This is a genomic window from Nonomuraea sp. B19D2 (assembly GCF_040137845.1).
Taxonomy (GTDB): Bacteria; Actinomycetota; Actinomycetes; order Streptosporangiales; family Streptosporangiaceae; genus Nonomuraea.
Genome location: NZ_JBEFAK010000070.1, coordinates 1 through 24237, shown reverse-complemented (window position 1 = coordinate 24237; position 24237 = coordinate 1). Strand labels below are relative to the sequence as shown.

Genomic DNA, 24237 nt, shown 5'->3' with positions numbered 1-24237 from the left:
GCGGACCTCACCGCCTAACACCACCAGCACCAGATCCAGCCCCTCCTCGAAATACTCTGCAAGCCCTAAGGGCCTGACATAGGACCGGTCGAGATCACGTCAGCACTCCACCCACCGGTGTCGCGCCGTCTCCGGCGCTCCTCCGTCCCGTGGCTATATGGCAGCGGCATTGATCTTCACAGTGAGGGCCGTGATGAGCAAAGTAGGACGAATGGCTGCCGGCGTGGGCCTGCTCGCCGCCCTGTGCGTGCCGCCGGGGCAGGCCGTCGCCGATCCCGAGCTGTCCCCCGTCGGGACGGCGACGCGACCGGCCGCGGTGCCGGCGGTGCTGGACCTGGTGCTGGACGGCGATTCGTTCTCGCTACGTGACGCCTTCTCGATCCTCGAGGGCCGTCCCGTGACCGCGCGGCTCGCACCGGACGCGCAGGCCAACATGAGCAGAACGCGGGCGGGAGCGCTCGCGGCCCTGCGCGACCAGCGGGTGTACGGCTGGAACCAGGCGCTCGGGCCGCTGAAGGACCGTCCGCTCTCACCCGAGCAGGCAGAGCAGTTCCAGCGCAACGTCCTGCGCTCCCACGCCGCGGGCGTCGGCGAGCCCCTGCCCGACAACGTGGTCAGGCTGGCCCTCATCCTCAAGGCGAACCAGATGGCCAGAGGAACGGTCGGGGTGCGGCCCGAGGTGCCCGACCGGCTGCTGTCCATGGTCAACGCCGGGGTCGTGCCGCGCATGCCGCAAGTCGGCTCTCTGGGCACCGGGGACCTGCAACCGCAGGCGGCGGCGGGGCTGGCGGCGCTCGGCGAGGACGCGCCCGTGCAGTACGGAGGCGAAGAGGGACCCGCCTCCGAGATGCTGCCGAAGGCCGGGCTGCCCAGGGACTTCACCTTCCAGGCCGGGGAAGCCCTGCCGATCATCAGCGGCAGCACCGTACTGGCCGCCACGCTGATGAACGCCGTGCACCGGGCCACCGTGCTCGCCGACCAGGCGGAGGGCGCCTTCGCCCTGTTCATGGAGGCGACCAGGGCCGAGCGGGGATCGCTCGACGCGCGTACCCACAAGGAACGCCACATCCCAGAGGAGGACGCGGTCGCCGCGCGGCTGCGCGCGATGGTGGAGGGCTCGGGCTGGATGACGGAAGAGGGCCGCAAGCGCCTCGACCCGGCGAACTACCACCCGCGGGTCCAGGACGCCGTCTCGGTGCGGGCGGCGCCGCACATCATGGCGGGGCTGCGTCACGTGATCGCCGACGCGAGCCGGGCACTCGTCCGCGAGTCCAACTCCTCGACCTCCAACCCGCTGATCTTCAAGAGGAAAGAAGGTCCGGGGTACGAGTTCGTGATGGGCGGCAACTGGGACGGCTCCGTCATGGGGCATCTCGCCGACACCTTGAACGCGGAGATCACCGATATCGGGGTGTTGTCACAGGAGCTGTCGGGACGGCTGCTGTCGCCCAGGTGGAGCTACGACCTGCCGGCGAACCTCGCCGGTGGGACGGTCGGCTTGAACTCCGGGATGGTGCAGGTGCAGACGGTCGCCGCGGCGCTGATCCCGGAGATGCAGGCCAGGGCCACGCCGGCGGGAACGCTGTCCCGGCCGGTCAAGGACGGCCAGGAGGACCACAACACGATGGCGATGGCCTCCGTCCGGCACCTGCACGAGAACCTCGACCGGCTGGAGATCGTGCTGGCGGTCCAGTACCTGATGGCGGCCCAAGGCATCGACCTCATCGCGCAGAAGATGTCGGGCCTGGCGCTCGGCACCGTGACGCGGAGCCTCCTGACGGAGATCAGGAAGCATGTCGCGCCTCTGGGCGAGGATCGCTATCAGACCCCTGACCTGGAGCGGGCCATCTGGCTGGTGCGCCACGGGTACCTGACGCCGTCCGTCGCGCCGTGACGTCCGGGCGAGCGGCGGCCGTCGCCCTCTTGACGGCGCGTGTAAGGTTCTCGAAGTGCCTGATCATGAGTCGCGACAAGGGTGATTCGCATGTCATACCCCTCCCATGATCGCTACGATCCCCGCCCGGCATCGTCCCGGCCGAGGGTGAATCCGGCGCGGGTGTGGGGAGGCGGCGTGGCCGCCGCCGTGGTGGCCGCACTGATCGTGGTGGTCGGAGTCATGATCAGCAAGAAGCTGCTCGGCATCCGCGTACTCACTCCCGACGGGGCACCCGCGTACGGCAGCGCAGCGACCACGGGCTACGCCATCTCGGCCGCCGGCGCCGCGCTCATCATGACGTTGCTGCTCTACATCCTCATGCTGTCGACCCCGGAGCCGGCCAAGTTCTTCAGCTGGATCGGCGGGCTCTGCACGGTCATCATCACGTTCCTGCCGTTCATGCAGTCGGCGGACCTCCTCCCGCAGATCACCACGGCCGTGATCAACCTGATCATCGGCCTCGCCGTCCTCTCGCTGCTGGCGTCGATCGGACGTACGGCCATCGAGGAGGCGCCGGATCCGGGACCGTACCCGTACGAGCAGCCACGCGGGTATGAGCAGCCCCGGGGTTATGACCAGCCCCGGGCGTACGAGCAGCGGGGATACGAGCAGCAGCCCACCAGGCATGAGCGGCCCCGTGACTACGAGCAGCGCAGGTACGAGCGCCGGGACTACGACCCGTACGACTGATCGGGACTAGGCTCCGGCGCCGCCCGCGGCGACGAACCGGAGGATGCGCCGCGCCACGAGATCAGGGCGGTCCATCGGCAGCGCGTGTCCTGTCCCCGGCACGATCTCGACGTGGGCGGTGGGCACGACGCGCGCCAAACGGTCCGCGATCTGGCGGGATCTGTGCAGGGCGCTGCGCGCGGCGAGCAGGAACAACGAACGAGTGGCGCTCAGGGCGCGGAGGTCGTCGTCGCTGAAGACGAGAGCGTCCGGCAGGCGGCGGCGGTATCGCGCGGCAGCCGGGATCAGACTCATGAGCTCCGGCTCCAGGATCGTGCCGTTGGCCACCAGTTTCGCCAGACGGGGACGTAAGGCGCGAGGCGCGAGACCGGCCAGCGCGCCCGCGAGCGCCCATCCGATGAAGCGCGGCCCGGGCAGGGCGAAGCCGGCCGGGTCGAGAAGGACAAGGGTGGAGAAGCGGCCGGGGCGCTGGATTTCATGATTCAGCGCCAGCCACCCGCCGTATGAGCAGCCGACGGCGTGTGCCGAGTCCACCTTCAGGGCATCCAGCACTTCACCCAGCCACGCCGCGCCATCACGGCCGTCGCGTATCGGCGCCCGCTGGACGCTGGCTCCAGGCTCCCCGATTGTGTCGACGGCGATCACGGGGTGCTTGTCGCCGAGGGGCCGCACGTAGCGGTGCCACATCAGGGCGTTTCCGCTCGCACCGGGCAGCAGCACGATCGGCGGGCCCTGGCCGCAGCCCGCACGGTAGACGCGGGTGGGCCCGAACGCGGTCGGCACGTCGAGCGTCGCCGGCGATCCCGGCCAGAGCTGCTCGAAGACCCGCTCATAGATGTCGGAGAACTTGATCCTCGCGGCGTCGTCCACGAAGTAGCCGATGTTCATGATACGTTCGTATCATAAAGGGAGGTCAGCGGCTATGCCCCTGAAGGTGGATCACGAGGAGCGCCGGAAGCGGATCGCCGAGGCGGTGCTGCGCATAGCCGAGGGCCAGAGCCTGCGAGAGGTGACCATGCGGGGCGTCGCCGCCGAAGCCGGCGTCTCGCTCCGCCTGGTCCAGTACTACTTCCAGAGCAAGGACGCCCTCCTCGTGGACGCCCTGGAGCGCCTGCGCGCCCAACTCGATGCCCGCATGAGGCAATCGATCGCCGCGGCAAGGGCTCCGCCCACGCCGCGCACCGTCGTGACGGCGGTCTTGACCAACATCCTGCCCGTCGACGCGGAAAGCCGCAGGATCGCCCGCACGTACGCCGCCTTCTACTCCTTCGTCCTCAGCGATCCGCAGTTCGTCGAGAAGCACGGCACCCCGCAGCCGGACACGCTGGAGGCTTTCCTGGCCAAGCAGATACGCGCCGCTCAGCAGGCCGGCGAGGTGCCCGCCGAAGTGGATCCGGAGGTGAAAGCCGCCGGGCTGCTGGCCATGACGAACGGGCTCGTCTCGAGCGTGCTCGGAAAACAACGCACGGGCGAGACGGCTCTGGCCATCCTCACCAGCCATCTCAATGAGCTGTGGCGGTGATTCGGATCCTTGGAGCAGGCCGGCCACCGCCACCAGGAGCCCGCGCCGGGGCTGGAGAGCACCCCTCCGGCAGCTGAGTTGTCAGGCGGGTGCGTGGCGGGCGGTGAACAGGATGTGGGTGCCGCCGTCCAGCGCTCCGGGCTCCTGGCAGGCGGCCACCTCGCGCTCCAGGAAAACGGCCGAACTTACGAGGTGATGGGGGCGGAGGCCTCGGTCCAGCAGTAGTCCCTGCCTCCGACCTCACCGACCGTGGCGAACTCGGCCGAGTAGCCGACCGCGCGCTTACCCGGCAGCACCAGACCCGCCACGCCGTCGCGGCGCACCAGCCTGGCCACCCCGTCGGCGTCCGTGGTGCCGTCGCCGATCTGCTCGCCCAGCTTCTCCCCCGGTGCGCCGATCCGCGCGAAGAAATGGACGCGCGCGCGTGCGACGGGCTCGCCGTCCGCGGTGAGCCTGGCGGCGAACGTGACGGGCGCCGACCTGTCGCTGATGTGCAGCGGCTCCACCTGCAGCCTGGTCTCGGCGCAGCCGCGTATCCATGAGCACCCGGTCGCGGCGACCAGCACGGCGGCCGTCAGCGCGAGTGCCGCGAGCCCGCGGGACGTACGTGTCCCGCGGGCGTCGTGGTCACCGTTCATCCAGATCACTGTAGAAGCATCCCGGTCACTGCAGAAGCTGCTCGCAGCTCCCCGGGTCGAATCCGTGCACCTCCCAGTCGGCTCCGTCGAAGGGCGACATGAAGTGCGCGAACAGGTCGATGATGTAGTCCTGCACCTGGTCGTCGGGGTCGAGCAGGGTGACCATCTGCTGGCCGTCGGCTCCGTTCAGCGTGATCGTGTTGGTGCTCTTCGGCCGGACGAAGCCCGGTTTGGTGCTGAGCGACAGGCAGAACAGGTCGATGCCCACCTTGAACTGGAGCTTGGAGCTGATGTCCCGCATCTGCTGGTCGTAGCGGTGCAGCTGCACGCTCGTGGCGGGCTGCAGGCGCAACGTGTCGTTGAACGCGTCCGGACCGAGGTCCCTGTCGAGCTTCACGTTCAGCGTCACGTCGTGCCTGAGATCAAGGTCGTTCACCGCGAGGTCGAGGGTGCCGTACTCGCCCTCGAAGCCGGGGAAGATGAATCCGAGGGCCGCGGGCGCTTCGAGGTCGAACGGGATCTTGCCCGGCTTGATCCTCAGCGTGTTGATGTCGTGCACGGCGATCCCGAGGTCTCCGAGCCTGCTCTCGTCCAGCTTGTAGTCGCCGTCGAGCTGGAAGGCGAAGAACCCGGCGGTGTACGGGATGTCCTTGCGGACGAACACCGACTGTTTGGCGACCGGCGAGATGATCACTCCCGCGTGCAGTTCGACGAGCTTGGTCGCCTGGGGCTTGGACACCATGTCGATCGAGAGGTCCTCGTTGACCTTGACCGTGGTGTCTCCCGCCAGGTCGGTCAGCTGGAAGCTGGCATCGATGAGCTCGCCCTCCGGCTGATCGACGAACTTCTTGAGCAGCGCCCCCTGGAGTCCGAACAGCCCGTCGAGTGTGCTCGCGTCGGACTTGTACGTGAAGTTGGGCACCTGCAGGCCCTTACCCGTGACGTTCGCGCCGATGGTGAACGCGGCGGGCACGTCGGTGAACTCGATCACGCCGGTGCCACGTTCGTCCGTGTCCGGGTCGACGGTCACCTTGGCCAGGAGCTTGTCCACCGCGGCCGAGTTGCCGACCTTGATGCTGGTCTCCTTGCCGTAGGCACCGTCGACGGAGAAGGCGGCGGGCACCTTGTCGATGACGATCTGGCCACGTACGACGCCGAAGTCGGGGACGTCCGCCTCGGCCACGACCTCCACCTTGGGCAGCGTCGCCACGGGCTCGATCGTGTAGTTGGCCTTGATCGATCCCTTGCTTGCGTCGAAGTCGCCGATCTCCACCTTGGTGATCTGCTGCGGCAGCCCGGTCAGCGTGGCCAGCGCCTTGACCGGGACGGGCGGCAGGATCTTGCCCGCCACGTACAGCTTCAGCTCGTCCACCTTCGGCCGGTAGCCGGAGAAGGTGAACGTCTTCTTGGCCAGGTCGACGGTGACGGCGGACGGCAGCCCGCTGAGGCTGATGAAGCCGCGCACGCCGAAGCAGCCTCGAGCCGTACAGAACGGGCCATCGTCCTGGCTGCCGCCGGAGCCCTCCACCAGCGCGATGCCGTTGGCGAAGCCGGGCGCGCCGTCGGGAATGCCCGCGGCCTTGCCCAGCCAGACGTCGGCCTTGAGGTCGAGCGATTCGCCGTCCGCGTTGTAGCTGATCGCACCGCCCCTGGCCGCCGACACCTCGATGTGCCCGGGGATGGGGCCGAGCGTGCCGAGCCCGCCGAAGCGCAGGCCTCCGGCCAGATAGAGGTCGGCGTCCAGCGCGATGACCTGGTGAGCGGCCTGGAAGTCGGCGGTGAAGCCGGTGTCCTGCTTGCTGAACTCGGCATTGCTCAGCCCGTCGATGCGGACGCTGGCGTCGAGTTGCTTGTCCGACTCGCGGAAGTGGGCCGCGAGGTGCGGGCCGCTCGGCGCCAGGGCTCCGTCGTGGTTGGTGGCCGCGATGGTCGCCGAGCCGATCGGCCCTGACAGTCCGGTGAAGCGGTAGACGCCCTCGCCCCAATTGGCCTCGAACCGGGCGGGCACGGTGGCGACCTTGGCGGCGACCCGGAAGTAGCTGCCCTGCGCGTTCACCCGGGCGAGGGCGAACACCGAGGTGACCGGTTTTTCGGCGGTCCAGTCGAGATGCCCGGCCACCATGTCGGCGGTCACCGTGATGCGGGTCGGGATGTCGTCGACCATGGCCTGCAGGTCCTCGCCGCTGGTGGGGCTGACCTGCGTCACGTACGCCTTGTTGACGTAGAAGTCGATCTTCTTGAGGCTGGTGGAGGTGGTGACGTCCACGACCGTCTTGTCGCCGAGCGTCCATGAGGCGTCCACGCCGGCCGGGATCGCGGTGAGCGTCCCGTCGACCGTGGGGCCGCTCTTGACGTTGGTGTACGCGGCGCGGAGGGAGTTGATCACGGAGGCGGCGCGGTATTTGGCCTTCCTGGCGGCCGGGTCGAGATCCACCTCCACCGAGGCGGGCAGGTTGGAGATCGCCACCCGGGCCAGGTGGGTGCCGTCGATGTCGGCTGCGCCGGAGAACGCCTGGCCGCCCGGGTTGAGGGTGAGCAGGGCGCGCGGGTGCGCCCCATACGTCACGTCGAACCCGGCGAGGCCACTGATCGTGGCCGCCGCGCCGATGACGGCCGCGTCCTTGATCAGGGTGACGTGGTCGCCGGCCGGCGCCGAGATGGCGCCCTCGTTCCGCTGCACCAGCGCAGTGACGCGTCCGATCCTGGAGTCGGTGGTGGCCGTGATGTGGCTGGCCGGATGGTCGTACGCGAGCTTCAGATGCGCCGGCAGGTCGGTGAGCCCGGCCTTGACGATGGTCTTGTCGGCCGCGCGGTCGAAGTAGACCGCGTCCACCGTCTTGGCCAGCGGCGCGTTGGCGTCCACGTCCAGCGTCGTGTTCTCGCCGTCGGTGGAGGCGTAATGCGCGCGGATGTCGGTGGGGAGCTTGGTGAGCGCGCCTTCCGCCACCTTGTCCAGGCGTTCGCCGGTGTAGAGGTAGTTGTGCACCGATGCCTGCTCGATCGCCGCCGAGCTGGTGAAGTGCACGTCCGCCTCGCCGTTCTTGGTGTTCCGGGTGAACTCGGCGGTCACCTGAGCCGGGAGCTGGTTGACGTAGATCTCGGTGAACTGGTCCTCGGCCTTGTTGGTGAGGACGAGGCCGTCCAGCACGGCGGGCTGCGATGAGCTGATCTCCAGCCTGCCCTCGATCCTGCCCGTGTCGAACGTGGCCCTGGCGGTGAACCGCTGCGGCACCGGGCTCTGCCTGAGGCTGGCCAGCGTGGGCTCGACGAGCTGCTTGCTCTCGAGGTCGGCGAGCCCTGCCACGGTGGCGATGGCCGTACCGGGCTGGAACCTGCACAGGTTGGCGCGGACGTCCACGACCCCGCGGGTCGCGGCGATGGGGTCGACGGTGTAGACGCCCCAGTCGAGGGTCGACAGCGAGGTGCCGCGGCGGTAGCCGTCGAAGCCGATGGAGAACCGCTTGAAGGAGGAGAAGTCAAGTGCGGCGGGAATGTCGTACTGCGCCCAGACCTGCGCCTTGAGGTCCCCGCCGTGGGTCTCGCTGATCGGCAGGCGGGCGCTCAGCAGGCCGAGCCCCGCGGTGATCTGGATGCTGAGGTCGTAGCGCTGCTGGGCGAGTTGCTTCTCCAGCTGCTTCTTCAGGTTGAGCAGCTCGAGCAGCTTCAGCGGGTCGTTGACGATCTCCGCGATTTCCTTGATCACCTGGTTGAGCCGCTGCTGAGTGGAGTTCAGCGCGTTGGCGGCGGTGCTGATCAGGTTGATGTCGAGCGCGGGCACCAGATCGGCCAGCACGTCCGGCGTGCCGTCGCCGGTGACGTCGGCGACGACCGGCACCACGATCGGGCGCGGGACCGAGCACGAGATGGACCTGGTGGCGGTCTCGGCGCACAGCCGGTACGTGATCAGCGGGATGCCCTCGGGCAGCGTGCGGTACAGCGCCATGAGGTCGAAGCCGCTCAGCTCCTTGACCCTGGTCGCCGCCTGGTTCACCGCATCGGCCACCGGTCCGGGCAGGTCGAGGATGCCGGCCTGGTCGGTGGCGGGCATGTACTTGCGCACGTCGGGGTCGACGTTGCCGCCGGTGACCAGACCGTGGCTGGCCAGCCTGGCCTTGGCGGCGGCGTCGAGCTGGTTGAACAGGGTGGGGCCTGCCGGGATCGTCACCTGTGGCGGCTCCGGACCCACCGGGCGCGCCTCCACTGGGCGCGCGGCCAGCGACGGACCGCGGGGCACGTTCACCGTGCCGTTGGGCGGGACCTCGATCTTCGGCACCTGCTCGATGACCGGTTTCGCGGCGATCGCGGGACCGGCGGCGGCTACGGGTCCCTCGGTGGAGCGCGGGAGGGGCGCGGGGTCGGCGCTGGCGGGGGTGGCCCCCAACGCGATCACGCAGGATAAGGCGGAGATGACGATGAGTGCGCGCGATAACGCGCGCTTGGAGGCGCGTTGCATGTGGTTTCTCCCCGTGGATCGCTCGATGTTCCAGGGAGAGCGGACCATCTCGTTGTACGGGGCGTCAATCACGAAAACACAACAAGCCTAAAGACACCATGTCAGACACTAAGTTAGCGCCGCAAAAGGTGCTTGAGTCGCCGATACCGGCATTTGAGGCGCCGCCGCACGCATATCCAGGCCGTGACGCGGCGCCAGGAAACGTGGAGTTCCCTCAGGGCACGCGACCGACGCCGCAGAGGGTGTCGGCTCCACCAGGGCCGGCAAGCGACGGATCGAGGGTGTCTTCGGCGCGCCAGCCGGTCGTCGACACCAGGCCCGGCTCCAGCATCTCCAGGCCCTCGAAGAAGCCGGCGATCTGCTCGCGCGTGCGTGGGGTCACGTTGCCTGCCTGCCCTGGTCTTGCTTTGAACTCCTCTCCACCGTTAACCAGTGGAGATTCTTCCCGTCACCCTCAAGTGCGGGGGTTCGCGCTTCACCGACCCGGGCAACCCCGAGTCTCCACGCGCTGTCACCGCCGTTCCGGCGGCCTAGCCGTACCAACAAGGACACGATCTCCCGATGGGCTTGGCTATCGCCTTCCCGTTCGATCACCCGAACCATACCCACAGTGGCCGAGCAAGTGCAAGAAGTTACGATCAAAGGCACGCTCGCGCCCCATTGGGCACTCACGCGCGGGCCTCGTCCCCCTGCCGCTGTGCCGCGTCCACCGCGATCCCCGCGTGGATCTCCAGCAGCGCCGCGGGCAGCGCCTCCCGGAGGGCGGTGCCGGACACCGCGCGTAGCCGGGGATCGTCGAGCACGTGGATGCGCTCGTCCAGCCAGCGCCAGCAGCCGTCGTCGGCCAGCACCATGTGCCAGTGGCGGTAGGCCTGCTCCCACAGCATCCGGCGCTCCCAGGCGCCGATGAACCCGTCCGTCTCCAACGTCTCGGCCGCTCGCACCTCGGAAACCCGGCGGCGCACCGCACGCAGGGTCGCGGTCACCGCAAGCCCGCTGATCCGGAACGCGTTGCGCCGGTACAGATCCCGATCGGCGACCTCCTCCAGCCACGCCGGCACCTCCACCCGGGCCATCGGACTCCTCTGACCGTTGTCCGCCCCACGACGGGGCTCATTGTGCGGGCCACCGCTCGGGACCGGTCCCGGCTCGGCCAGGGCGCCGGGTAGAGCCCGGCTTATCGGGGTAGGCCAGAACTGTCGCCGGAGAACACGGAGTCGCGCATGAGCACAGTGGTGGGGGCCCGGAAAATGGCGATCGCTGAGGGGTGCATTCCCGGCGACCGGCTCTACGTGGACAACGTCAGCCCCAAGAACGCCCACGTCGAGCTCACGTTCTGCGCGGAGGGCGAGAAGCCGCTCGGCCCGTTCCGCCTGACCGTGCCCGCGCAGCGCTCGCGGGCCCTGGACGACGTGGTCGCCCCCGACACCCTGTCCCCCGACACCGTTTACGCCGTCGCGGTGGTCTCGGACGCGACAATCGTCGTGCACATCTGACTCGGCGCGACACCCGGCGTCGCTGCCGGACGGGCACGCGCGGGTCGCCGCAATAATCTCTAATAGGCGCACTATTGGGACACTTGCCTACATTCTTCGGATGATAGACCGTTGAAAGTCCAGACTGCTCCCGGAAGGGGCCTGATGGATTCACCGCTGCTCGATGTCGCGGCAAGCTTATTGACCGATCTCGCCGAACTGGACGACGCCGCCCTGGAGAGTGCGCTCACCCATGTCTTGACTCCGCTGGACGGCAACGCGATGCGCCTGTGGCAACAAGATCCGCCCGCCTGATGATCGAGGCATTGGCCCGGCACCATCTGTCCGCTGCCGAGTTGCGTGGCCTGACGCACCCGCAGACCGATCCGGCGCTGCTCGTCCGCCTGCGAAGGGGCGAGGTGAGCAAGCACAAACTGCTGCTGGAGCTCGTACGGCGGCGCGTGCGCAGAGAGCGTCCTGCCGGTGCGGCAGCCCGCCTTGAAGAGGCGTTGAGCAGCCTGAACGACGTGGCCGACGGCCGCGTCGGCGCCTGGTGCGTCGGCGCTCTGGCCGCCCTGGACGCGGGCGCCCCCGTGAACGTCGGCGACCTGCTCCCCGGCCGAGCACCTGCGAGAGTGCGGTCATCGGCGGACGGCCTCGCGCTGGAGGTGACGCTCGACGCCGGCGACCCGTGCCTGGAGCGCCTGGGCCTGACCGCGGAGCCGCTCGACGTGGCTTTGTGGCAGCGAGAGCTGGATGCCGCCTGGCGGCTGCTGGTGACGCGGCATCGGCGGATGGCCGAAGGCATCGGCGTGACCGTCGACCGGATCGTCCCGCTGGCGGCCAGACCGGGCGGAGCCACTTCCGGCTGGGCGTTCGGCACGGTCGGGATCGGGCTGCCCGCCTCTCGCGCCGAACCGAGCCGGCTGGCCGAGTCGTTGGTTCACGAGCACAGGCACCTCGTGCTGAGCGCGATCATGGACCAGGTGCAGCTCACCCGGGCGCCCGCGGCGCGTCGTTACCCTTCGCCCTGGCGGCGAGAGCCTCGCCCGATCGACGGCGTCCTGCAGGGCTGCTTCGCGCACCTGGCGGTGGCCGCGTTCTGGCGCGGCGGCCGGGAGACGGCCGCTTTCGAGAGCGCCTACGCCGACACCGCGGCGGCGACGGCCACCCTCGCGGCCAGCGGCGCGCTCACCGAGGCCGGGCAGGTGATCGTGGAGGAGGTGCAGCGACTGCTGGACGGCTGGTCCTGAACGCGTGGTCAGAACGACATCGGCTCGATGCCTACGCTCAGCCCGCCCCGGTCAGAACGACATCGGCTCGATGTCCACGTCCAGCCGGCCCCGCTGCATGGCCTGCCTCGCGTCCCAGCGTTCCAGGGACAGCTGCGACTCCCGATAGCCCGCCATGGCCTCCTGGAACAGCTCGTCGGCGGCGTCCGCGGCACCGACCGCCCGGCGGTCGAGCGCCAGGTTGGACATCGCCGCCAGCGTCACCGGGTGCCGCTCGTGGAGCACCTGCCTGGCCAGCCGGAACACCTGCTCGCCCAGCTCCCTGGCCTGCCGCACCTCGCCGAGCGCGGCCAGGTCGCTGGCCAGGTTCGTCATCACGACCAGAGGGCTGACGTGCAGTTCGCCGAAGGCGGCGGTGAACCCGGCCAGGCAGTCCTCGTTGAGCTGCCTGGCCGCCAGCGGATTGCGCCTGTGTCTCAGCACGGTGGCGAGGTTGGCCTTGGCGGCGAGGATGTTGGGATGCCCGGACCCGGCGGCCTGCTCCCATGCCTTCACCGTCTCCTCACCCAGGTCCTGGGCGGCGGCGAGGTCGTCGGTGAGCTTGCGATCGATGATCGTGTTGGTCGCCACGAGCAGGGTCTGCCGGTGCTCGGCGCCGAGCAGGGCGCGGTGGCGCTCCAGGATCTCCTCGGCCCGCTCGCGGGCTTGGGCGTGGAAGCCCATCCGGCGGAGCGCGACCGCGAGGTCGGCCTCGGCGAGCAGCCTGCGCCGGTGCCACGGCTGGCCGGTGCGGGCCATGGCCTCGGTCACCTCGCGGATGTAGTCGAGTGAGTCCTCGTAACGGCCGAGCCGGCGGTAGTCGCGGGCGACGGCGAACCAGGAGTCCAGGGTCTCCAGGTGATCGTGACCGTAGAGGCGCTCTCTTTCGGCGCGGACGTGCTCGTCCCACTCCAGCGCCTCCTCGAACCGCCCCAGGCAGCGCAGGCTCAGCGCGATGTTGTTGCGGATGATCAGGCAGTAGCGGTGCTCGGGCCGCAGCACGCGTTCGTGCAACGGCAACAGCTGCATCTCCAGGTCCAGCACATCGTTGTAGCGGCCGAGAATGCGCAGGTCGGTGCCGAGGCTGCGGGCGCAGCGCAGGTAGACCTCGTTCTCCTCGCCCAGGACGCGGCGGGCCCGCTCCACCGTCTCGGCGTTGCGCTCATAGGCCTCCTGGTAGCGCCCCAGCTCGCGCAGGACGCTCGCCACCTCGGCCGCCAGCGACAGCACCTGGAGATGGTCGGGCCCCAGCTTGACCTGCCACCGCTCGAGCGCCTGCCCGCCGAGGGCGAGCGCCTCGGCGTTGCCGCCGCGGATCGCCAGCCGGCGAACCTGCTGGATCACCAGGTTGCGCAGGTGCGAGTTGTCGCTGTCCAGCGCGCCCGAGGGGATGAGGTGCTGGCGGGAACGCTCGTACTTCGTGTCGTTCTCCTCCAGCTCCGGACTCGATCTCCGCCGTGGCCAGGCTCATCGCCACATCGCCGTAGAGTTTGTGCAACTTGGCGAAGCCGATGAGCGCTTCGAACGCGGTCACCGCCCCCGCCAGCGCGGCCAGGACGGCCGCCACCACACCGCAGGCGGCCCGCCCTGTCTCCGCGGGGAGCTGGCCCGCCACCCCGGCCAGCGCGGCGGCGAAGAGCAGAACATTGCGCATGAAGATCGCCTGCCGGTGCGCGTCTCCGTATTCCCTGCTTCGAGCCTCGTAGTACTTGTGCTGGCCGGCGATGCGCAGCTCGCCGTACAGGGCGCGGAACTGCGTTTCACGATCGGTCATTCCGGTTCCTTGTCGTGGTGAACCGCAAGCACCGCGCGGCGCAGCGCCATTTGACGATCGCTGCCCGCGTACGGGCCGGTCCTGGCCAGATAGCGGAAGTGCAGCGCGCGTAACCGTTCGGCTTTCACCCTTGTGGTGAGGTATCTCTGGAGCGACTCGCTCTCGTTCGTGTATCGCGCGCTGGCGGCCAATGCCACCCCGATGACCGCCAGGAGGATGGTGGGCCACCGTTGCCCCGGGAACACCGCCTGAAGACCGCCGAGGCCGGTCAGCAGGGCGGAGCCGAACAGGATGAGAACCTGTTGCCTGCGGTGACGATTCTGCTCACGCAACGCCGTGCTGTCGTATTCGGCAAAGGACGGCGTGAGCTCCCGGTCGATCACCTCGAAATCGTCGGCCAGCCCTGGACAGGCGTCTCGCTGGTCCTGCGGAATCACCGGCGACGAGTCGGCTCTGGTGCGCAGCTTGGGGAATCTGGCCAGCAAGGGTGCGATCACGGCAACTCTCCTGCCTCCGCTGACGCGGCGCCGTCGCAGCGAATGTAGGAGGAGCGTAGACGATGAGCAATGGCGCTCATACTTACCTGACCGGATGAGGTCAGCCGCCGCGCACCATCGCCGCCGAGCCGGCGGCCGCCCGTTCGAGGGCGGCGCCGAGCTCGGTGACCATCTGGAGCGAGATCTGCGGAGCTAGCTGTCACGCAGGCCCGCGAACAGGTCCTCCTCGTGGTCGGGCGCGTCCACCTTGCACAGCTTCCGTTCGAACGCCTCGTGCGCGAACGCCTGCTGCTGCGCCTCCTCGGGCATGCGGAGCAGGAAGATGTTCTCCCCCTGGCTTTCGTGCGCCCTGAGCGCCTTGAGCTTGCGCTCGACGAAAGGCGCGACGTCGACGAGGCTGGTGACGCGCTCGTCAGGCGTGCCGAAGTCGTCGGACGGCTCGAAGCCGCCGAGGTCGATCCCGCTGTCGCGCATCAGCTCGAACATCCGCTTGATGGCGGAACGGGGAATGGCCGTGTAGTAGAGCTTGTCGGGAATGCCGGTCGACTCGGTGGCCGCCACCGTGATGCGGTGGGTCTGGACGTGGTCGGGATGGCCGTAACCGCCGCCGCCCGTCTCGTCGTAGGTGACCACGACCTGGGGCCGGTAGTGCTCCATCAGCGCGGCCAGCCTGGCGGCGGCCGTCTCGACGGGCACGTTGGCGAACGCGTCGGGGTGGGCGTTGGCGTCCCAGCCCTGCATGCCGGAGTCGCGGTAGCCGAGCAGCTCCAGGTGGTCGATGCCCAGGTGGGCCACGGACTCGCGGAGCTCGGCCAGCCGCCGCTCGGCCACCGCCGCGTCATCGTGGCCCGCCTCGCCCGGCTTCACGCCGCCCTGGTCGTCGCCCTGCTCGCCGTTGGTGCAGGTGACGAGGACCGTGCGGACGCCCTCGTCGGTATAGCGGGCCAGGATGCCGCCGGTGCTGAGGCACTCGTCGTCGGGGTGGGCGTGTACGACCATGAGGGTGAGTTGCCGATCCATGGGCCGAAACACTACCCGTAGGCCCCGACAGTTCCGCCTCCTACACCTGCCCCTGCACCTGTCCCTGCATTGGGCCGCCCTGGCGGGCCAGCTCACCGGCGCGCAGCCGCGCGGCCGCCGCCGCGCCCCGGTCGCCCAGGGTCTCGGCGAGGGCCGCCTGCTTGAGCCAGTTGTACGGGCTGCACGGGCGCACGTTGACGCGCTCGCTCACCAGGACCCGTGCCACGTCGCGCCGCCCCGCCCGCAGGGCCGCCTCCAGCAGGGTCTTCTGCACGGCGTCCCGCTGCGCGTGGCTGCCGCCGAACTCGTTGACCCGGTGCCGGATCGGGTACAGCGCATCCACCACCGCGTCGTAGTCGCCCTTGCCGAAGGCCATCAGGGAACGGCACACCGGCAGGCCCACCCGGAGGGTCATGTCCTGGTTGGTGACGCCGGGACGCGGCTCCAGCACGTACGCCTCCCGCGTGGCGATCAGCTTCTCCGCCTCCCCGATCCGCCCGGCGCCCACGTACGACATGACCGCGTGCATGTCGTTGAACGCGTAGAACGGCTCACCCACCCTGACCGGCCACGCGTCGGCCAGCGCGCGCCAGCGCCCGTCGAGCTCCGGCCGGCCGGAGCCCTCCAGGTGGAGGCGCCAGAGCAGGGCGGCGGCGTCCAGCAGCTCCATGCAGGACTCGCCGCCGGCGAGCACCGAGTCGTAGATCGACAGCACCCGCGCCTCGTCGCCCGACTCCAGCGCGTAGAGGCAGTAGTGCCACCAAGTGTGGATGTTGAAGAACGTGCCGGTCGACCAGTCCGGGAGCCGCGCGTCGAGGTAACGCACGCCGTCCCCGAACCGGCCCTGCATCTCGTACGTGTGCACCACCGCGTGGATGCCCCACACGTCGCGCGGGTTCAGCTCGACCGCGCGCAGGCCGACCTCCTCCGACCTGTCGTAGTGTCCCGCCTCCTCGAGGCCAAAGGCGTACATCCCCAGAACATGACCGAAATGCCGGTCATCTTCCCGCCAGGCGTTCAGGGCACCGCCGATCCTGTCGCGCAGCGAGCGCGCGTCGCCGGTGAAGAAGTCGACCTGGTGCCCGGCGGCCAGCGCCAGCGCGTCGCGCGGGTGCTCCACGGTGATCTCGCCGAGGAGCCGCCCGCACGTCAGCCAGTCGCCGTCGAGCAGCGCCTGCACGGCCGCCACGTGCGCGCGCTCGCGTGGCAGCAGCGACGCCTCGTCGGTCCTGCGGCGGAACGCGGAGAAGCGCGCCCGCGCCGCCCGCGCGTCCGCCACCTCGGTGGTGAGCAGCCCCAGGTACGCCGCCAGGACGTTGCCCATCGGGAAGTCCGGCGACTCGGCCAGCGCCGCACCGGTCTCGGCGTCGACCTCCGCCCGGAAGTGCAGCAGTTCGTCGATCGCCCGGTCGTAGTGCCGTACTGCGGCGGCGCCGGCCCCGGTCACCGCCAGGCCATGCTGGTCGTTGGTCACCGGACCAATGTACCTATGTACCTACCGATCCGGTGGGGAATAGGGCCAGGGAACCTCGGTCGCCGCGCCGCGCTCAAGGGCGCGGCGGCCGAGGTCTCGACGTCCCTACGCCGACCGTCCGGTCACCACGGCCCGGCCCATGGCCGGATCGTCGCAGAAGGCCCCGTCGATCCCCAGCTCGACCAGCCTCGACAGCCACCCCATCACGTTTCCGGTGGCCCGTGCGTAGACGGGACTGGCCGGGTTGCCCAGCCGGTAGTCCGCGGGGAGCATCGAGTTCTCGTTCCGTACCGTCCACACGTGCACGGCGAGCCGCCGCCGGTGCGCGTCGGCGACCAGCGTGGTGGGCTCGACGGTCTTGCCGGAGGCGTCCTGGGGCACCACGCGCCGCGTGTCCACCCCGATCCCGTTCGCGTAAGCCGCGACCTCGCGCAGCCCGTCCGGCGTCACCATGTCGTCGTAGGTCCGGGTGCTCCCGGAGGCGACCCAGTCGTACGGCGCGCCGCCGAACGTGATCAGCTGGATCAGCGGCAGCCTCGTCTTGGAGCGCAGGTCGCGCAGGTTCGCGGTCTCGAAGGACTGGATGTACGCCTTGCGCACGCGATAGCGGTTCAGCACGTCCAGCAGCGGCTCCTCCAGCGACAGGCCGATGGAGTCGAAGTACGTCGGGTGCTTGGTCTCGGGGTAGACGCCGACGCCGTGCTCCAGCGCGAGCTGCACGACCTCCTCGAACGTCGGGACCTCCGCCAGCCCGTCGAAGGCCGTGTTGTCCGGCCGCAGGTCCGGCACGCGCTCCTTGGCGCGCAGCGTCTTCAGCTCGGCCAGCGTGAAGTCCTCGGTGAACCAGCCGGTGACCGCCCGCCCGTCCACGGTCTTCGTGGTCCGCCGGCCGGCGAACTCGGGGCGCGCGGCCACGTCGGTCGTGCCGGAGATCTCGTTCTCGTGCCTGGCGACCAGCACGTGGTCCTTGGTGGAGACGAGGTCGGGCTCGATGTAGTCGGCGCCCATCGCGATGGCGGCCTCGTACGACAGGAGGGTGTGCTCGGGCCGGTGGGCGCTCGCGCCCCGGTGGCCGATCACGATGGGAGCGTGGCCGCGGCGTTCTGCCGTGGCGGGGGTGGTCTGGGTCAGCACAACGGCGACCGTACCGCCGGCGACGACACCGGCCAGGACGCTCGCGAGTAACCTGCGCATGGTCATGCGCGCAACGTAGACCACCCAGGTGGACCGCGAGTTACGCGTGAGCACACATTGACTTTCTCCCCTTCCTAAAGGAGGGGGACTCCAGCCCTCACGGGCGGGGTTTCCTGTTTCACAGCCGACTGCGGAAGGGAGGACCCTTGCCGGCTGACATCAGCTCCACAGGCATCGCCAGGGTTGTCCCTGGCTACGGCTCGACCAGCCGCAAGGATGTTCTTGGCCGCGTTGATGTCCCGGTCGTGCCGGGTGCGGCAGGCGGGGCACGTCCATGCCCTGGTGGAAAGGCTCAGCTCGGCGAGCAGGTGCCCGCAGTTCGAGCAGGTCTTGGAGCTGGGATACCAACGGTCGACCACCACCAGGTGGCGGCCGTACCGTTCGCACTTGTACTCCAGTTGGCGGCGGAACTCGCCCCACCCGCAGTCGGAGATCGCCTTGGCCAGGCAACGGTTCTTGACCATACCGGCGACGTTGAGGTCTTCGATCGCGATGAGGTCGGCCTGGCGGACGAGGTTGGTGCTGAGGCGGTGCAGGAAGTCGGCGCGGGCGTTGCGGACCTTGCGGTGCGCGCGGGCGATCTTGGCTTTGAGCTTCCTGCGGTTGTTGCTGCCGCGTTGTTTTCGGGCCATGCGCCGCTGGTAGCGGGCCAGGTTGCGGGCCTTTCGCGCCAGGTGCTTCGGGTTGGCGATCCGCTGGCCGTCCGAGGTCACGGCGAAGTCTTTCACGCCGAGGTCCACGCCGATCTCGTGCCCGGCTGGCTTGACCGGGTCGGGGGTGTCGGCATCGACGGCGAAGGTCACGTACCAGCGGCCGTCCGGGTCGCGGGAGATCACCACCATGGTCGGGTTCAGCGTGGTCACGTCGATGTCGCTGAAGGACCAGACGAACTCCAGCGGAGAGTCGGTCTTGGCGAGTGTCAGCTTCCCGTCCCGCATCCGGAACGCCGAGCGGGTGTAGTGCGCGGACTGCCGGGAGTTGCGGTTCTTGAACCGCGGGTAGCGGGCTCGCCCGGCGAAGAAGTTCGCGAATGCCGTGTGCTGGTGGCGCAGGGTCTGCTGCAACGGAACCGAGGACACCTCGGACAGGAACGCCAGGTTCTCGGTCCTCTTCCACTCGGTCAACGCGGCGTCGGTCTCCTTGTAGGAGGTCCGCCGGCCCTCGACGTGGAAGGCGCGGTGCCGCTCGGCGAGGGTCTTGTTCCATACCAGGCGTACGCAGCCGAAGGTGCGGTTCAGCACCGCCGCCTGCTGCGGGGTCGGGTAGGCCCGACACTTGTACGCCGTCCTCACGCCGATCATTTAACAGCAGACGTTGTCATGCGTAAGCAGAACGCTGGATGAGGTTCCCCGTTTCCTCCCCGCCCTGAAGGACGAGGCCTCCACGCTGTAGGTGTTCGGTGAAAGACGTACGGAAACGCCCCTTTCCAACCTCCCCTCGACGCGCCCGTCACGTGGAAGATAGATGACCATGACCGATCTCAACGGGCGCGTGGCCCTGCTGACCGGCGCGTCAGGCGGCATCGGGCAGGCCATCGGACGCCGGCTCATCGCCGAGGGAGTCAGGACGGCGTTCACGTACGGCACCCGCTCCGGACACGCCGACGACCTCGTGGCGCAGGCGCGGGAGGCCGGGGTGGACGCGATCGCGCTCCCCGGCGACCTGGCCGACCCCCAGGTGCCCGCCGCCCTGCTCCGCGCCGCGGCCGACGCGCTCGGCCCCGTCGACGTGCTGATCTCCAACGCCGGCTACGCCATCCAGCAGGACTACACCGCGGTGGACGCGGTGACGTGGGACCGCACGATCGCCGTCAACCTGCGGGCTCCGTTCCTGCTGGCGCAGCGGGCGCTGCCGGGGATGGCGCAGCGCGGGTTCGGGCGGGTGCTGTTCATGTCGTCGATCGCGGCCTTCACCGGGGGCATCGTCGGCCCGCACTACGCGGCCTCCAAGGCCGGCCTGCACGGCATGCTGCACTTCCTGGCCTCGCATGTCGCCTCGCGCGGCGTGACGGTCAACGCCCTGGCGCCCGCGCTCATCCAGGACACGGCCATGCTGCCGGCCACGGCCGACCCGCACGTCCTGCCGGTCGGCCGGTTCGGCCGCCCGGAGGAGGTCGCCGACCTGGCCCTGGCCGTCCTGCGCAACGGCTATCTCACCAGCCAGGTCCTCAACCTCGACGGCGGCGCCTACCCGCGCTGAATCCGGCCGGCGGGCTCACCGGGGCGCGGGCAGCTCGCCCGAGCCCCGGACCATCAGCCGGGTGGGCACCAGCATCCTGCGCGCCTTCGACCGGTCACCGTCCAGCCGCGACAGCACCAGCTCCGCCGCCGCGGCCCCCATCCGCGCCGGATCCTGGGCCACGACCGTCAGCGGCGGGTCCAGGCACTCGGCCAGGGGCAGGTCGTCGAAGCCCACCAGCGCCACGTCCTTGCGGCGGGCCCGCGACAGCGCCACCACCGCGCCTGTGGAGGCGAGGTTGTTGCCCGCGAACAGCGCCGTCGGCGGATTGGTTAGCGCTAACAGACGCATCGTGGCCTGGGTCGCGGCCTCCTGGTCGTGGCCCGTCTCCACCAGGGACCGCTCGAACGGCAGGCCCGCAGCCTCGAGGGCGTCGCGGTAGCCCTGGAACCGCTCGCGGCGGGTGTAGAGGGTGGCGGGCACGTCGCCGACGAAGCCGATCCTGCGGTGACCGTGCGCGATCAGGTGGGCGACGCCGGCCCTGGCGCCCTCCCGGTTGGCGCTGACCACGCTGTCGGCGGTCAGGCCGACGGCCGGGCGGTCGAGGAAGACGATCGGCAGGCCGGCCACGCGCTCGTTGCGCAGGTGGCGGTGGTCGCCGGCGGCCGAGGGGACGACCATGAGAGCGCTCACCCTGCGGGCCAGGAACGTCGCTATCAGCGACTGCTCCAGGTCCGCCGTCTCGCTGGAGTTGCCGACGATGAGGGTGAGCCCGCGGGCGCGGACGGCGCTCTCGATGCCGCCCGCGACCGTGCCGAAGAACGGGTTTCCCATCTCGGGGATGACCAGGCCGATCGCGGCGTCGCGCGCGCCGACCCGCATGTTGCGGGCCATCAGGTTGGGCTGGTAGCCCAGCTTCCTGACGGCGGCCATGACGCGCTCGCGGGTCTCGACGGCGACCGGGCCGTCGTCGTTGAGCACCCGCGAGACGGTCTTCGCCGTGACGCCCACCTCACGCGCCACATCTGTCATCGTCGGACGCCGCATTGCGCCCATGTTAGTGGCCGCTCATCAGGACAACCCGATCGCCTCCGCCGCACCCTGATCCGCCACTACCGCCTTGCCCTCGGAGACCTGGAGCGCGCCGGTCATGATGGCCACCACCTCGGCCATGCTGTGGTCGCCCGGCTTGATCTGGGCGACCCGGCGGCCGAGGCGCTGGACGTGGATGCGGTCGGCGATCTCGAACACGTGCGGCATGTTGTGGCTGATCAGGACCACCGGCGTGCCCTGGTCGCGGACCCGCTTGATCATGTCGAGCACCTGGCCGGACTCCTTGACGCCGAGCGCGGCCGTGGGCTCGTCCATGACCACGACGTGCGTGGCCCACGCCACCGCCCTGGCCACGGCCACGCCCTGCCGCTGGCCGCCGGACAGCGACTCGACCGGCTGGGTGAGCGAGCGCAGCCCGATCTTGAGGTCGGCCATGTGCCTGGCCGACTCCTCGCGCATGCGCTTCTTGTCGAGCAGCCGGAAGACGCTGCCGAGGATGCCGGGCTTGCGCAGCTCGCGGCCGAGGAACATGTTCGTGGCGATGTCCAGCGAGGCCGCGACCGCGAGGTCCTGGTAGACGGTCTCGATGCCGTGCCTGCGGGCGTCGATCGGGGACCGGAGCCGTACCGGCTCGCCGTCGAGCAGGATCTCGCCGGAGTCGGGCTGGAGCGCGCCGGTCAGCGCCTTGATGAGGCTGGTCTTGCCGGCGCCGTTGTCGCCGATGACGGCGAGCACCTCGCCGGGCATCAGGTCGAAGTCGGCGCCGTCGAGGGCCGTGACGTGGCCGTACTTCTTGATCAGGCCGCGGGCCTGGAGGACGGGGGTCGTCATCGGTTCCTCCTGCGCGAGATCTGGTCGACGGCGACGGCGAGGATCACCAGGATGCCGGTGATGAGCGTCTGGTAGATCGACGGTACGCCCATCAGCTGCAGGCCGTTGCGGAACACCCCCACGATGAGCGCCCCGACCAGCGTGCCGATCACCAGGCCGCGCCCGCCGAACAGGCTCGTGCCGCCGAGCACGACCGCGGTGATGCTGTCCAGGTTGTCGGTCTGGCCGGCCTGCGGGTCGCCCACTCCGGTACGCGAGACCAGGAGCAGGGCGGCGATGCCGTACACGAAGCCGGCCAGGGTGTAGACGCCGACGGTCAGGCGGCGCGTCCTGATGCCGGTCAGGCGGGCCACCTCGGGGCTGTTGCCGAGCGCGTACACGTGCCTGCCCCACGCCGTGGAGCCCAGCAGGTACGCGAACAGCAGGAACAGCAGGATCGTCAGCAGCGAGCCGTAGGTGACGTTCGTCTGCCCGACCTGGAACGTCTGCCCCAGGAACGTCAGCAGCGGCGGCAGGTCCGTGACCGTCTGCTCGTTGGAGTAGATGTGGGTCAGGGCGAAGACCACGTTCAGCATGCCGAGCGTCACGATGAACGGCGGCAACGAGATCCGAGTCACCAGCAACCCGTTGACCAGCCCGAACCCCGAGCAGATCGCGAGCCCGGCGGCGAGCGCCAGCAGCGGCGGCAGGCCACTGTCCACGGCCAGCTTGGTCATCACGATGCCGCCGAACGCCATGATCGCGCCGTTCGACAGGTCGATGCCCGCGGTGAGGATGATCAGGGTCTGCCCGATGGCCAGCGTGCCGACCACCATGACCTGCTGGATGATCAGCGAGAAGTTCGGGCCGGTGAAGAACTGGTCGGTCTTGAGCCCGAAGAACAGGCAGGCCAGCAGCAGTGCGGCCAGCGGGCCCGCGACGGGTGTGGTGATCAGCCGGCGCGGCAGCGTCGCTTCCATCACTGCCATGTCAGCCCCAGCAGTTCGCCAGGCCGAAGGCCGTGTCCTTGGCCTCGACGCCGGAGACGGACTTGTCGGTGATCAGCGTGACGCCGGTGTCGGTGTAGCCGGAGACCTTCTTGCCGCTCTTGGCGAACTCGGACACCGCCTTGACGCCGTCCTCGGCCATCTTGAGCGGGTACTGCTGGCTCGTGGCGGCGATCTGACCGGACTGCACGGCCTTGACGCCCGTGCAGCCGCCGTCCACGGAGACGATCAGCACGTCCTTCTCGCGGCCCTTGGCCTTCAGCGCCGTGTACGCGCCCAGCGCGGCGGGCTCGTTGATCGTGTAGACGACGTTGATGTCGGGGGCCTTCTGCAGGCAGTTCTCCATGGCGGTCTGGCCCTTGGCCTGGTCTCCCCTCGTGTCCTGGGAGCAGACGACGGACGGGTCGCCCTCCTTGATCCCGAAGCCCTTCAGGAAGCCGTCGTGCCTGAGCTGGCCGACCGTGACGCCGGGGGCGAGGTCCAGGGTGGCGATCTTGGCGGGCTTGCCGGCCATGGCGGCCTTGGCGTACTGGCCGATCAGCTCGCCGGCCTTGAGGTTGTCGGTGGCGAACAGCGCGTCCGTGGCGTCCTGCGGGTCCGTCGGGGTGTCGAGGGCGATGACGAGCACGCCCGCGTCACGGGCCTTCTTGATCGCGGGGACGATGGCCTTGGTGTCGCTCGGAGTGATGAGGATGCCCTTCACGCCGGCGGCGACCATGTTCTCGACGGCCGTGATCTGGGAGGCGTTGTCGCCGTCGAACTTGCCGGCGGCGCTCATCAGCTCCATGCCGTTGGCCTGGGCTGCCTTCTGCGCGCCCTCCTTCATCTTGACGAAGAACGGGTTGGTCTCGGTCTTGGTGATGAGGCCGACCTTGGGGGTGGACGACCCGTTCTGGCCACTGCCTCCGTTGCCGCCGCCGCAACCGGTGATGAGAAGTGCGGCGGCCAGGAGTCCGGCCGAGAGCTTTGCATTCATGAGCGGTTCCTATCAGGGGGGACCCGATGTCATCGTTGACATATGTCAACGTTGACATCCGCTGTGCTGCGATGATGGACTCCGATCCGAGAAACGTCAATGCCCCCATGCCGTAACAAATCGGCAACTTGCCTGAAAGGCAGGCTCGATGATCGCTGTCCTGGGCGAGTGCGTCGCCGACGGCTTCACCACCCGCACCCCCGGCGACCACCCCCTCGGCCTCCGCCCCACCCCCCCCCGCCCCCCCCCCCCCCCCCCCCCCCGCGCCA

At 69.5% G+C, this 24237-nt stretch carries 22 protein-coding genes and 1 pseudogene; 7 read left to right on the top strand and 16 right to left on the bottom strand.

All coding sequences use genetic code 11. The features are described 5' to 3' along the window. Positions 1–211: 211 nt before the first annotated feature. Both ABN273_RS54650 and ABN273_RS54645 read left to right on the top strand, forming a co-directional pair. The gene (locus tag ABN273_RS54650) at positions 212–1894 is read left to right on the top strand and encodes an HAL/PAL/TAL family ammonia-lyase (protein ID WP_349457678.1); all 1683 of its coding nucleotides are present in this window, start codon (positions 212–214) and stop codon (positions 1892–1894) included. Between the two features lie 90 nt (positions 1895–1984). Continuing rightward, on the top strand, positions 1985–2626 hold the full coding sequence (locus tag ABN273_RS54645) for a DUF6069 family protein (protein WP_349457677.1): 642 nt from the start codon (positions 1985–1987) through the stop codon (positions 2624–2626). A 6-nt stretch (positions 2627–2632) separates the two neighbouring features. Here ABN273_RS54645 and ABN273_RS54640 read toward each other — a convergent pair whose 3' ends face one another. Beyond that, positions 2633–3514 (bottom strand): alpha/beta fold hydrolase, encoded by an 882-nt coding sequence (locus ABN273_RS54640; RefSeq protein WP_349457675.1) that lies wholly within the window; start codon positions 3512–3514, stop codon positions 2633–2635. A gap of 34 nt (positions 3515–3548) precedes the next feature. On the opposite strand from ABN273_RS54640, the gene ABN273_RS54635 reads away from it, so the two are divergent. Further along, positions 3549–4148 carry a TetR/AcrR family transcriptional regulator gene (locus ABN273_RS54635; RefSeq protein ID WP_349457674.1) on the top strand — a complete coding sequence of 200 codons (600 nt, stop codon included), beginning with the start codon at positions 3549–3551 and terminating at the stop codon, positions 4146–4148. 185 nt (positions 4149–4333) lie between these two features. On the opposite strand, the gene ABN273_RS54630 is transcribed toward ABN273_RS54635, so the two are convergent. The 4 genes from ABN273_RS54630 to ABN273_RS54615 form a co-directional block, all read right to left on the bottom strand. Continuing rightward, on the bottom strand, positions 4334–4786 hold the full coding sequence (locus tag ABN273_RS54630) for a hypothetical protein (RefSeq protein WP_349457673.1): 453 nt from the start codon (positions 4784–4786) through the stop codon (positions 4334–4336). A 25-nt stretch (positions 4787–4811) separates the two neighbouring features. After that, positions 4812–9176, bottom strand: a complete 4365-nt coding sequence (locus ABN273_RS54625) for a hypothetical protein (RefSeq protein WP_349457672.1) — start codon at positions 9174–9176, stop codon at positions 4812–4814. Positions 9177–9453: 277 nt separating this feature from the next. After that, the gene (locus ABN273_RS54620; protein WP_349457671.1) at positions 9454–9621 is read right to left on the bottom strand and encodes an SAM-dependent methyltransferase; all 168 of its coding nucleotides are present in this window, start codon (positions 9619–9621) and stop codon (positions 9454–9456) included. Between the two features lie 286 nt (positions 9622–9907). Continuing rightward, positions 9908–10315: a hypothetical protein gene (locus ABN273_RS54615; RefSeq protein ID WP_349457670.1), complete on the bottom strand. Its 408-nt coding sequence runs from the start codon at positions 10313–10315 to the stop codon at positions 9908–9910. A 147-nt stretch (positions 10316–10462) separates the two neighbouring features. Here ABN273_RS54615 and ABN273_RS54610 point away from each other — a divergent pair, with 147 nt between their 5' ends. The 3 genes from ABN273_RS54610 (at position 10463) to ABN273_RS54600 (ending at position 11967) form a co-directional block, all read left to right on the top strand. Continuing rightward, positions 10463–10735 carry a sensory rhodopsin transducer gene (locus ABN273_RS54610; protein WP_349457669.1) on the top strand — a complete coding sequence of 91 codons (273 nt, stop codon included), beginning with the start codon at positions 10463–10465 and terminating at the stop codon, positions 10733–10735. 144 nt (positions 10736–10879) lie between these two features. After that, the gene (locus tag ABN273_RS54605) at positions 10880–11029 is read left to right on the top strand and encodes a hypothetical protein (protein WP_349457668.1); all 150 of its coding nucleotides are present in this window, start codon (positions 10880–10882) and stop codon (positions 11027–11029) included. Further along, positions 11005–11967: an aKG-HExxH-type peptide beta-hydroxylase gene (locus ABN273_RS54600; protein WP_349457667.1), complete on the top strand. Its 963-nt coding sequence runs from the start codon at positions 11005–11007 to the stop codon at positions 11965–11967. The genes ABN273_RS54605 and ABN273_RS54600 overlap by 25 nt, the downstream gene beginning before the upstream one ends. Before the next feature lie 51 nt (positions 11968–12018). Here ABN273_RS54600 and fxsT read toward each other — a convergent pair whose 3' ends face one another. The 7 genes and pseudogenes from fxsT to ABN273_RS54565 form a co-directional block, all read right to left on the bottom strand. Continuing rightward, the gene (gene fxsT / locus ABN273_RS54595; RefSeq protein ID WP_349457692.1) at positions 12019–13377 is read right to left on the bottom strand and encodes an FxSxx-COOH system tetratricopeptide repeat protein; all 1359 of its coding nucleotides are present in this window, start codon (positions 13375–13377) and stop codon (positions 12019–12021) included. A 112-nt stretch (positions 13378–13489) separates the two neighbouring features. After that, a pseudogene (locus tag ABN273_RS60080) lies at positions 13490–13759 on the bottom strand (hypothetical protein); the annotation flags it as partial. Then, complete coding sequence (locus ABN273_RS54585) at positions 13756–14256, bottom strand: DUF4231 domain-containing protein (protein WP_349457665.1); 501 nt, start codon at positions 14254–14256, stop codon at positions 13756–13758. The gene ABN273_RS54585 and the pseudogene ABN273_RS60080, both read right to left, overlap by 4 nt. Before the next feature lie 192 nt (positions 14257–14448). Continuing rightward, complete coding sequence (locus tag ABN273_RS54580; RefSeq protein WP_349457664.1) at positions 14449–15276, bottom strand: PIG-L family deacetylase; 828 nt, start codon at positions 15274–15276, stop codon at positions 14449–14451. Positions 15277–15316: 40 nt separating this feature from the next. After that, positions 15317–16750 carry a tetratricopeptide repeat protein gene (locus ABN273_RS54575; protein WP_349457663.1) on the bottom strand — a complete coding sequence of 478 codons (1434 nt, stop codon included), beginning with the start codon at positions 16748–16750 and terminating at the stop codon, positions 15317–15319. A gap of 105 nt (positions 16751–16855) precedes the next feature. Further along, entirely contained in the window at positions 16856–17950 is a 1095-nt protein-coding gene (locus tag ABN273_RS54570; protein WP_349457662.1) for a glycerophosphodiester phosphodiesterase, read from the bottom strand. 68 nt (positions 17951–18018) lie between these two features. Next, positions 18019–19236 (bottom strand): RNA-guided endonuclease InsQ/TnpB family protein, encoded by a 1218-nt coding sequence (locus ABN273_RS54565; protein ID WP_349457661.1) that lies wholly within the window; start codon positions 19234–19236, stop codon positions 18019–18021. Between the two features lie 172 nt (positions 19237–19408). Between ABN273_RS54565 and ABN273_RS54560 the strand changes: the two genes are divergently transcribed. Beyond that, entirely contained in the window at positions 19409–20143 is a 735-nt protein-coding gene (locus ABN273_RS54560) for an SDR family NAD(P)-dependent oxidoreductase (protein ID WP_349457660.1), read from the top strand. Between the two features lie 15 nt (positions 20144–20158). Here ABN273_RS54560 and ABN273_RS54555 read toward each other — a convergent pair whose 3' ends face one another. Genes ABN273_RS54555 through ABN273_RS54540 form a run of 4 tightly spaced genes read right to left on the bottom strand, consistent with a single transcriptional unit; the run spans position 20159 to position 23968 of the window. Further along, positions 20159–21169, bottom strand: coding sequence for a LacI family DNA-binding transcriptional regulator (locus ABN273_RS54555; RefSeq protein WP_349457659.1), 1011 nt, complete (start codon positions 21167–21169; stop codon positions 20159–20161). Between the two features lie 24 nt (positions 21170–21193). After that, positions 21194–22006 carry an ATP-binding cassette domain-containing protein gene (locus ABN273_RS54550; protein ID WP_349457658.1) on the bottom strand — a complete coding sequence of 271 codons (813 nt, stop codon included), beginning with the start codon at positions 22004–22006 and terminating at the stop codon, positions 21194–21196. Then, the gene (locus ABN273_RS54545) at positions 22003–22974 is read right to left on the bottom strand and encodes an ABC transporter permease (RefSeq protein ID WP_349457657.1); all 972 of its coding nucleotides are present in this window, start codon (positions 22972–22974) and stop codon (positions 22003–22005) included. The genes ABN273_RS54550 and ABN273_RS54545 overlap by 4 nt, the downstream gene beginning before the upstream one ends. A 1-nt stretch (position 22975) precedes the next feature. Continuing rightward, positions 22976–23968, bottom strand: coding sequence for a sugar ABC transporter substrate-binding protein (locus tag ABN273_RS54540; protein ID WP_349457656.1), 993 nt, complete (start codon positions 23966–23968; stop codon positions 22976–22978). Between the last annotated feature and the right edge of the window lie 269 nt (positions 23969–24237).

What these genes read in the sequence shown, in the direction of transcription:
- ABN273_RS54635 (WP_349457674.1), top strand. Translation starts at nt 3,549, where the DNA reads ATGCCCCTGAAGGTGGATCACGAGGAGCGCCGGAAGCGGATCGCCGAG.
- ABN273_RS54540 (WP_349457656.1), bottom strand. Translation starts at nt 23,968, where the DNA reads ATGAATGCAAAGCTCTCGGCCGGACTCCTGGCCGCCGCACTTCTCATC.
- ABN273_RS54545 (WP_349457657.1), bottom strand. Translation starts at nt 22,974, where the DNA reads ATGGCAGTGATGGAAGCGACGCTGCCGCGCCGGCTGATCACCACACCC.
- ABN273_RS54550 (WP_349457658.1), bottom strand. Translation starts at nt 22,006, where the DNA reads ATGACGACCCCCGTCCTCCAGGCCCGCGGCCTGATCAAGAAGTACGGC.
- ABN273_RS54605 (WP_349457668.1), top strand. Translation starts at nt 10,880, where the DNA reads ATGGATTCACCGCTGCTCGATGTCGCGGCAAGCTTATTGACCGATCTC.
- ABN273_RS54560 (WP_349457660.1), top strand. Translation starts at nt 19,409, where the DNA reads ATGACCATGACCGATCTCAACGGGCGCGTGGCCCTGCTGACCGGCGCG.
- ABN273_RS54555 (WP_349457659.1), bottom strand. Translation starts at nt 21,169, where the DNA reads ATGCGGCGTCCGACGATGACAGATGTGGCGCGTGAGGTGGGCGTCACG.
- ABN273_RS54640 (WP_349457675.1), bottom strand. Translation starts at nt 3,514, where the DNA reads ATGAACATCGGCTACTTCGTGGACGACGCCGCGAGGATCAAGTTCTCC.
- ABN273_RS54610 (WP_349457669.1), top strand. Translation starts at nt 10,463, where the DNA reads ATGAGCACAGTGGTGGGGGCCCGGAAAATGGCGATCGCTGAGGGGTGC.
- ABN273_RS54570 (WP_349457662.1), bottom strand. Translation starts at nt 17,950, where the DNA reads ATGACCATGCGCAGGTTACTCGCGAGCGTCCTGGCCGGTGTCGTCGCC.
- ABN273_RS54615 (WP_349457670.1), bottom strand. Translation starts at nt 10,315, where the DNA reads ATGGCCCGGGTGGAGGTGCCGGCGTGGCTGGAGGAGGTCGCCGATCGG.
- ABN273_RS54650 (WP_349457678.1), top strand. Translation starts at nt 212, where the DNA reads ATGGCTGCCGGCGTGGGCCTGCTCGCCGCCCTGTGCGTGCCGCCGGGG.
- ABN273_RS54580 (WP_349457664.1), bottom strand. Translation starts at nt 15,276, where the DNA reads ATGGATCGGCAACTCACCCTCATGGTCGTACACGCCCACCCCGACGAC.
- ABN273_RS54645 (WP_349457677.1), top strand. Translation starts at nt 1,985, where the DNA reads ATGTCATACCCCTCCCATGATCGCTACGATCCCCGCCCGGCATCGTCC.
- ABN273_RS54630 (WP_349457673.1), bottom strand. Translation starts at nt 4,786, where the DNA reads ATGAACGGTGACCACGACGCCCGCGGGACACGTACGTCCCGCGGGCTC.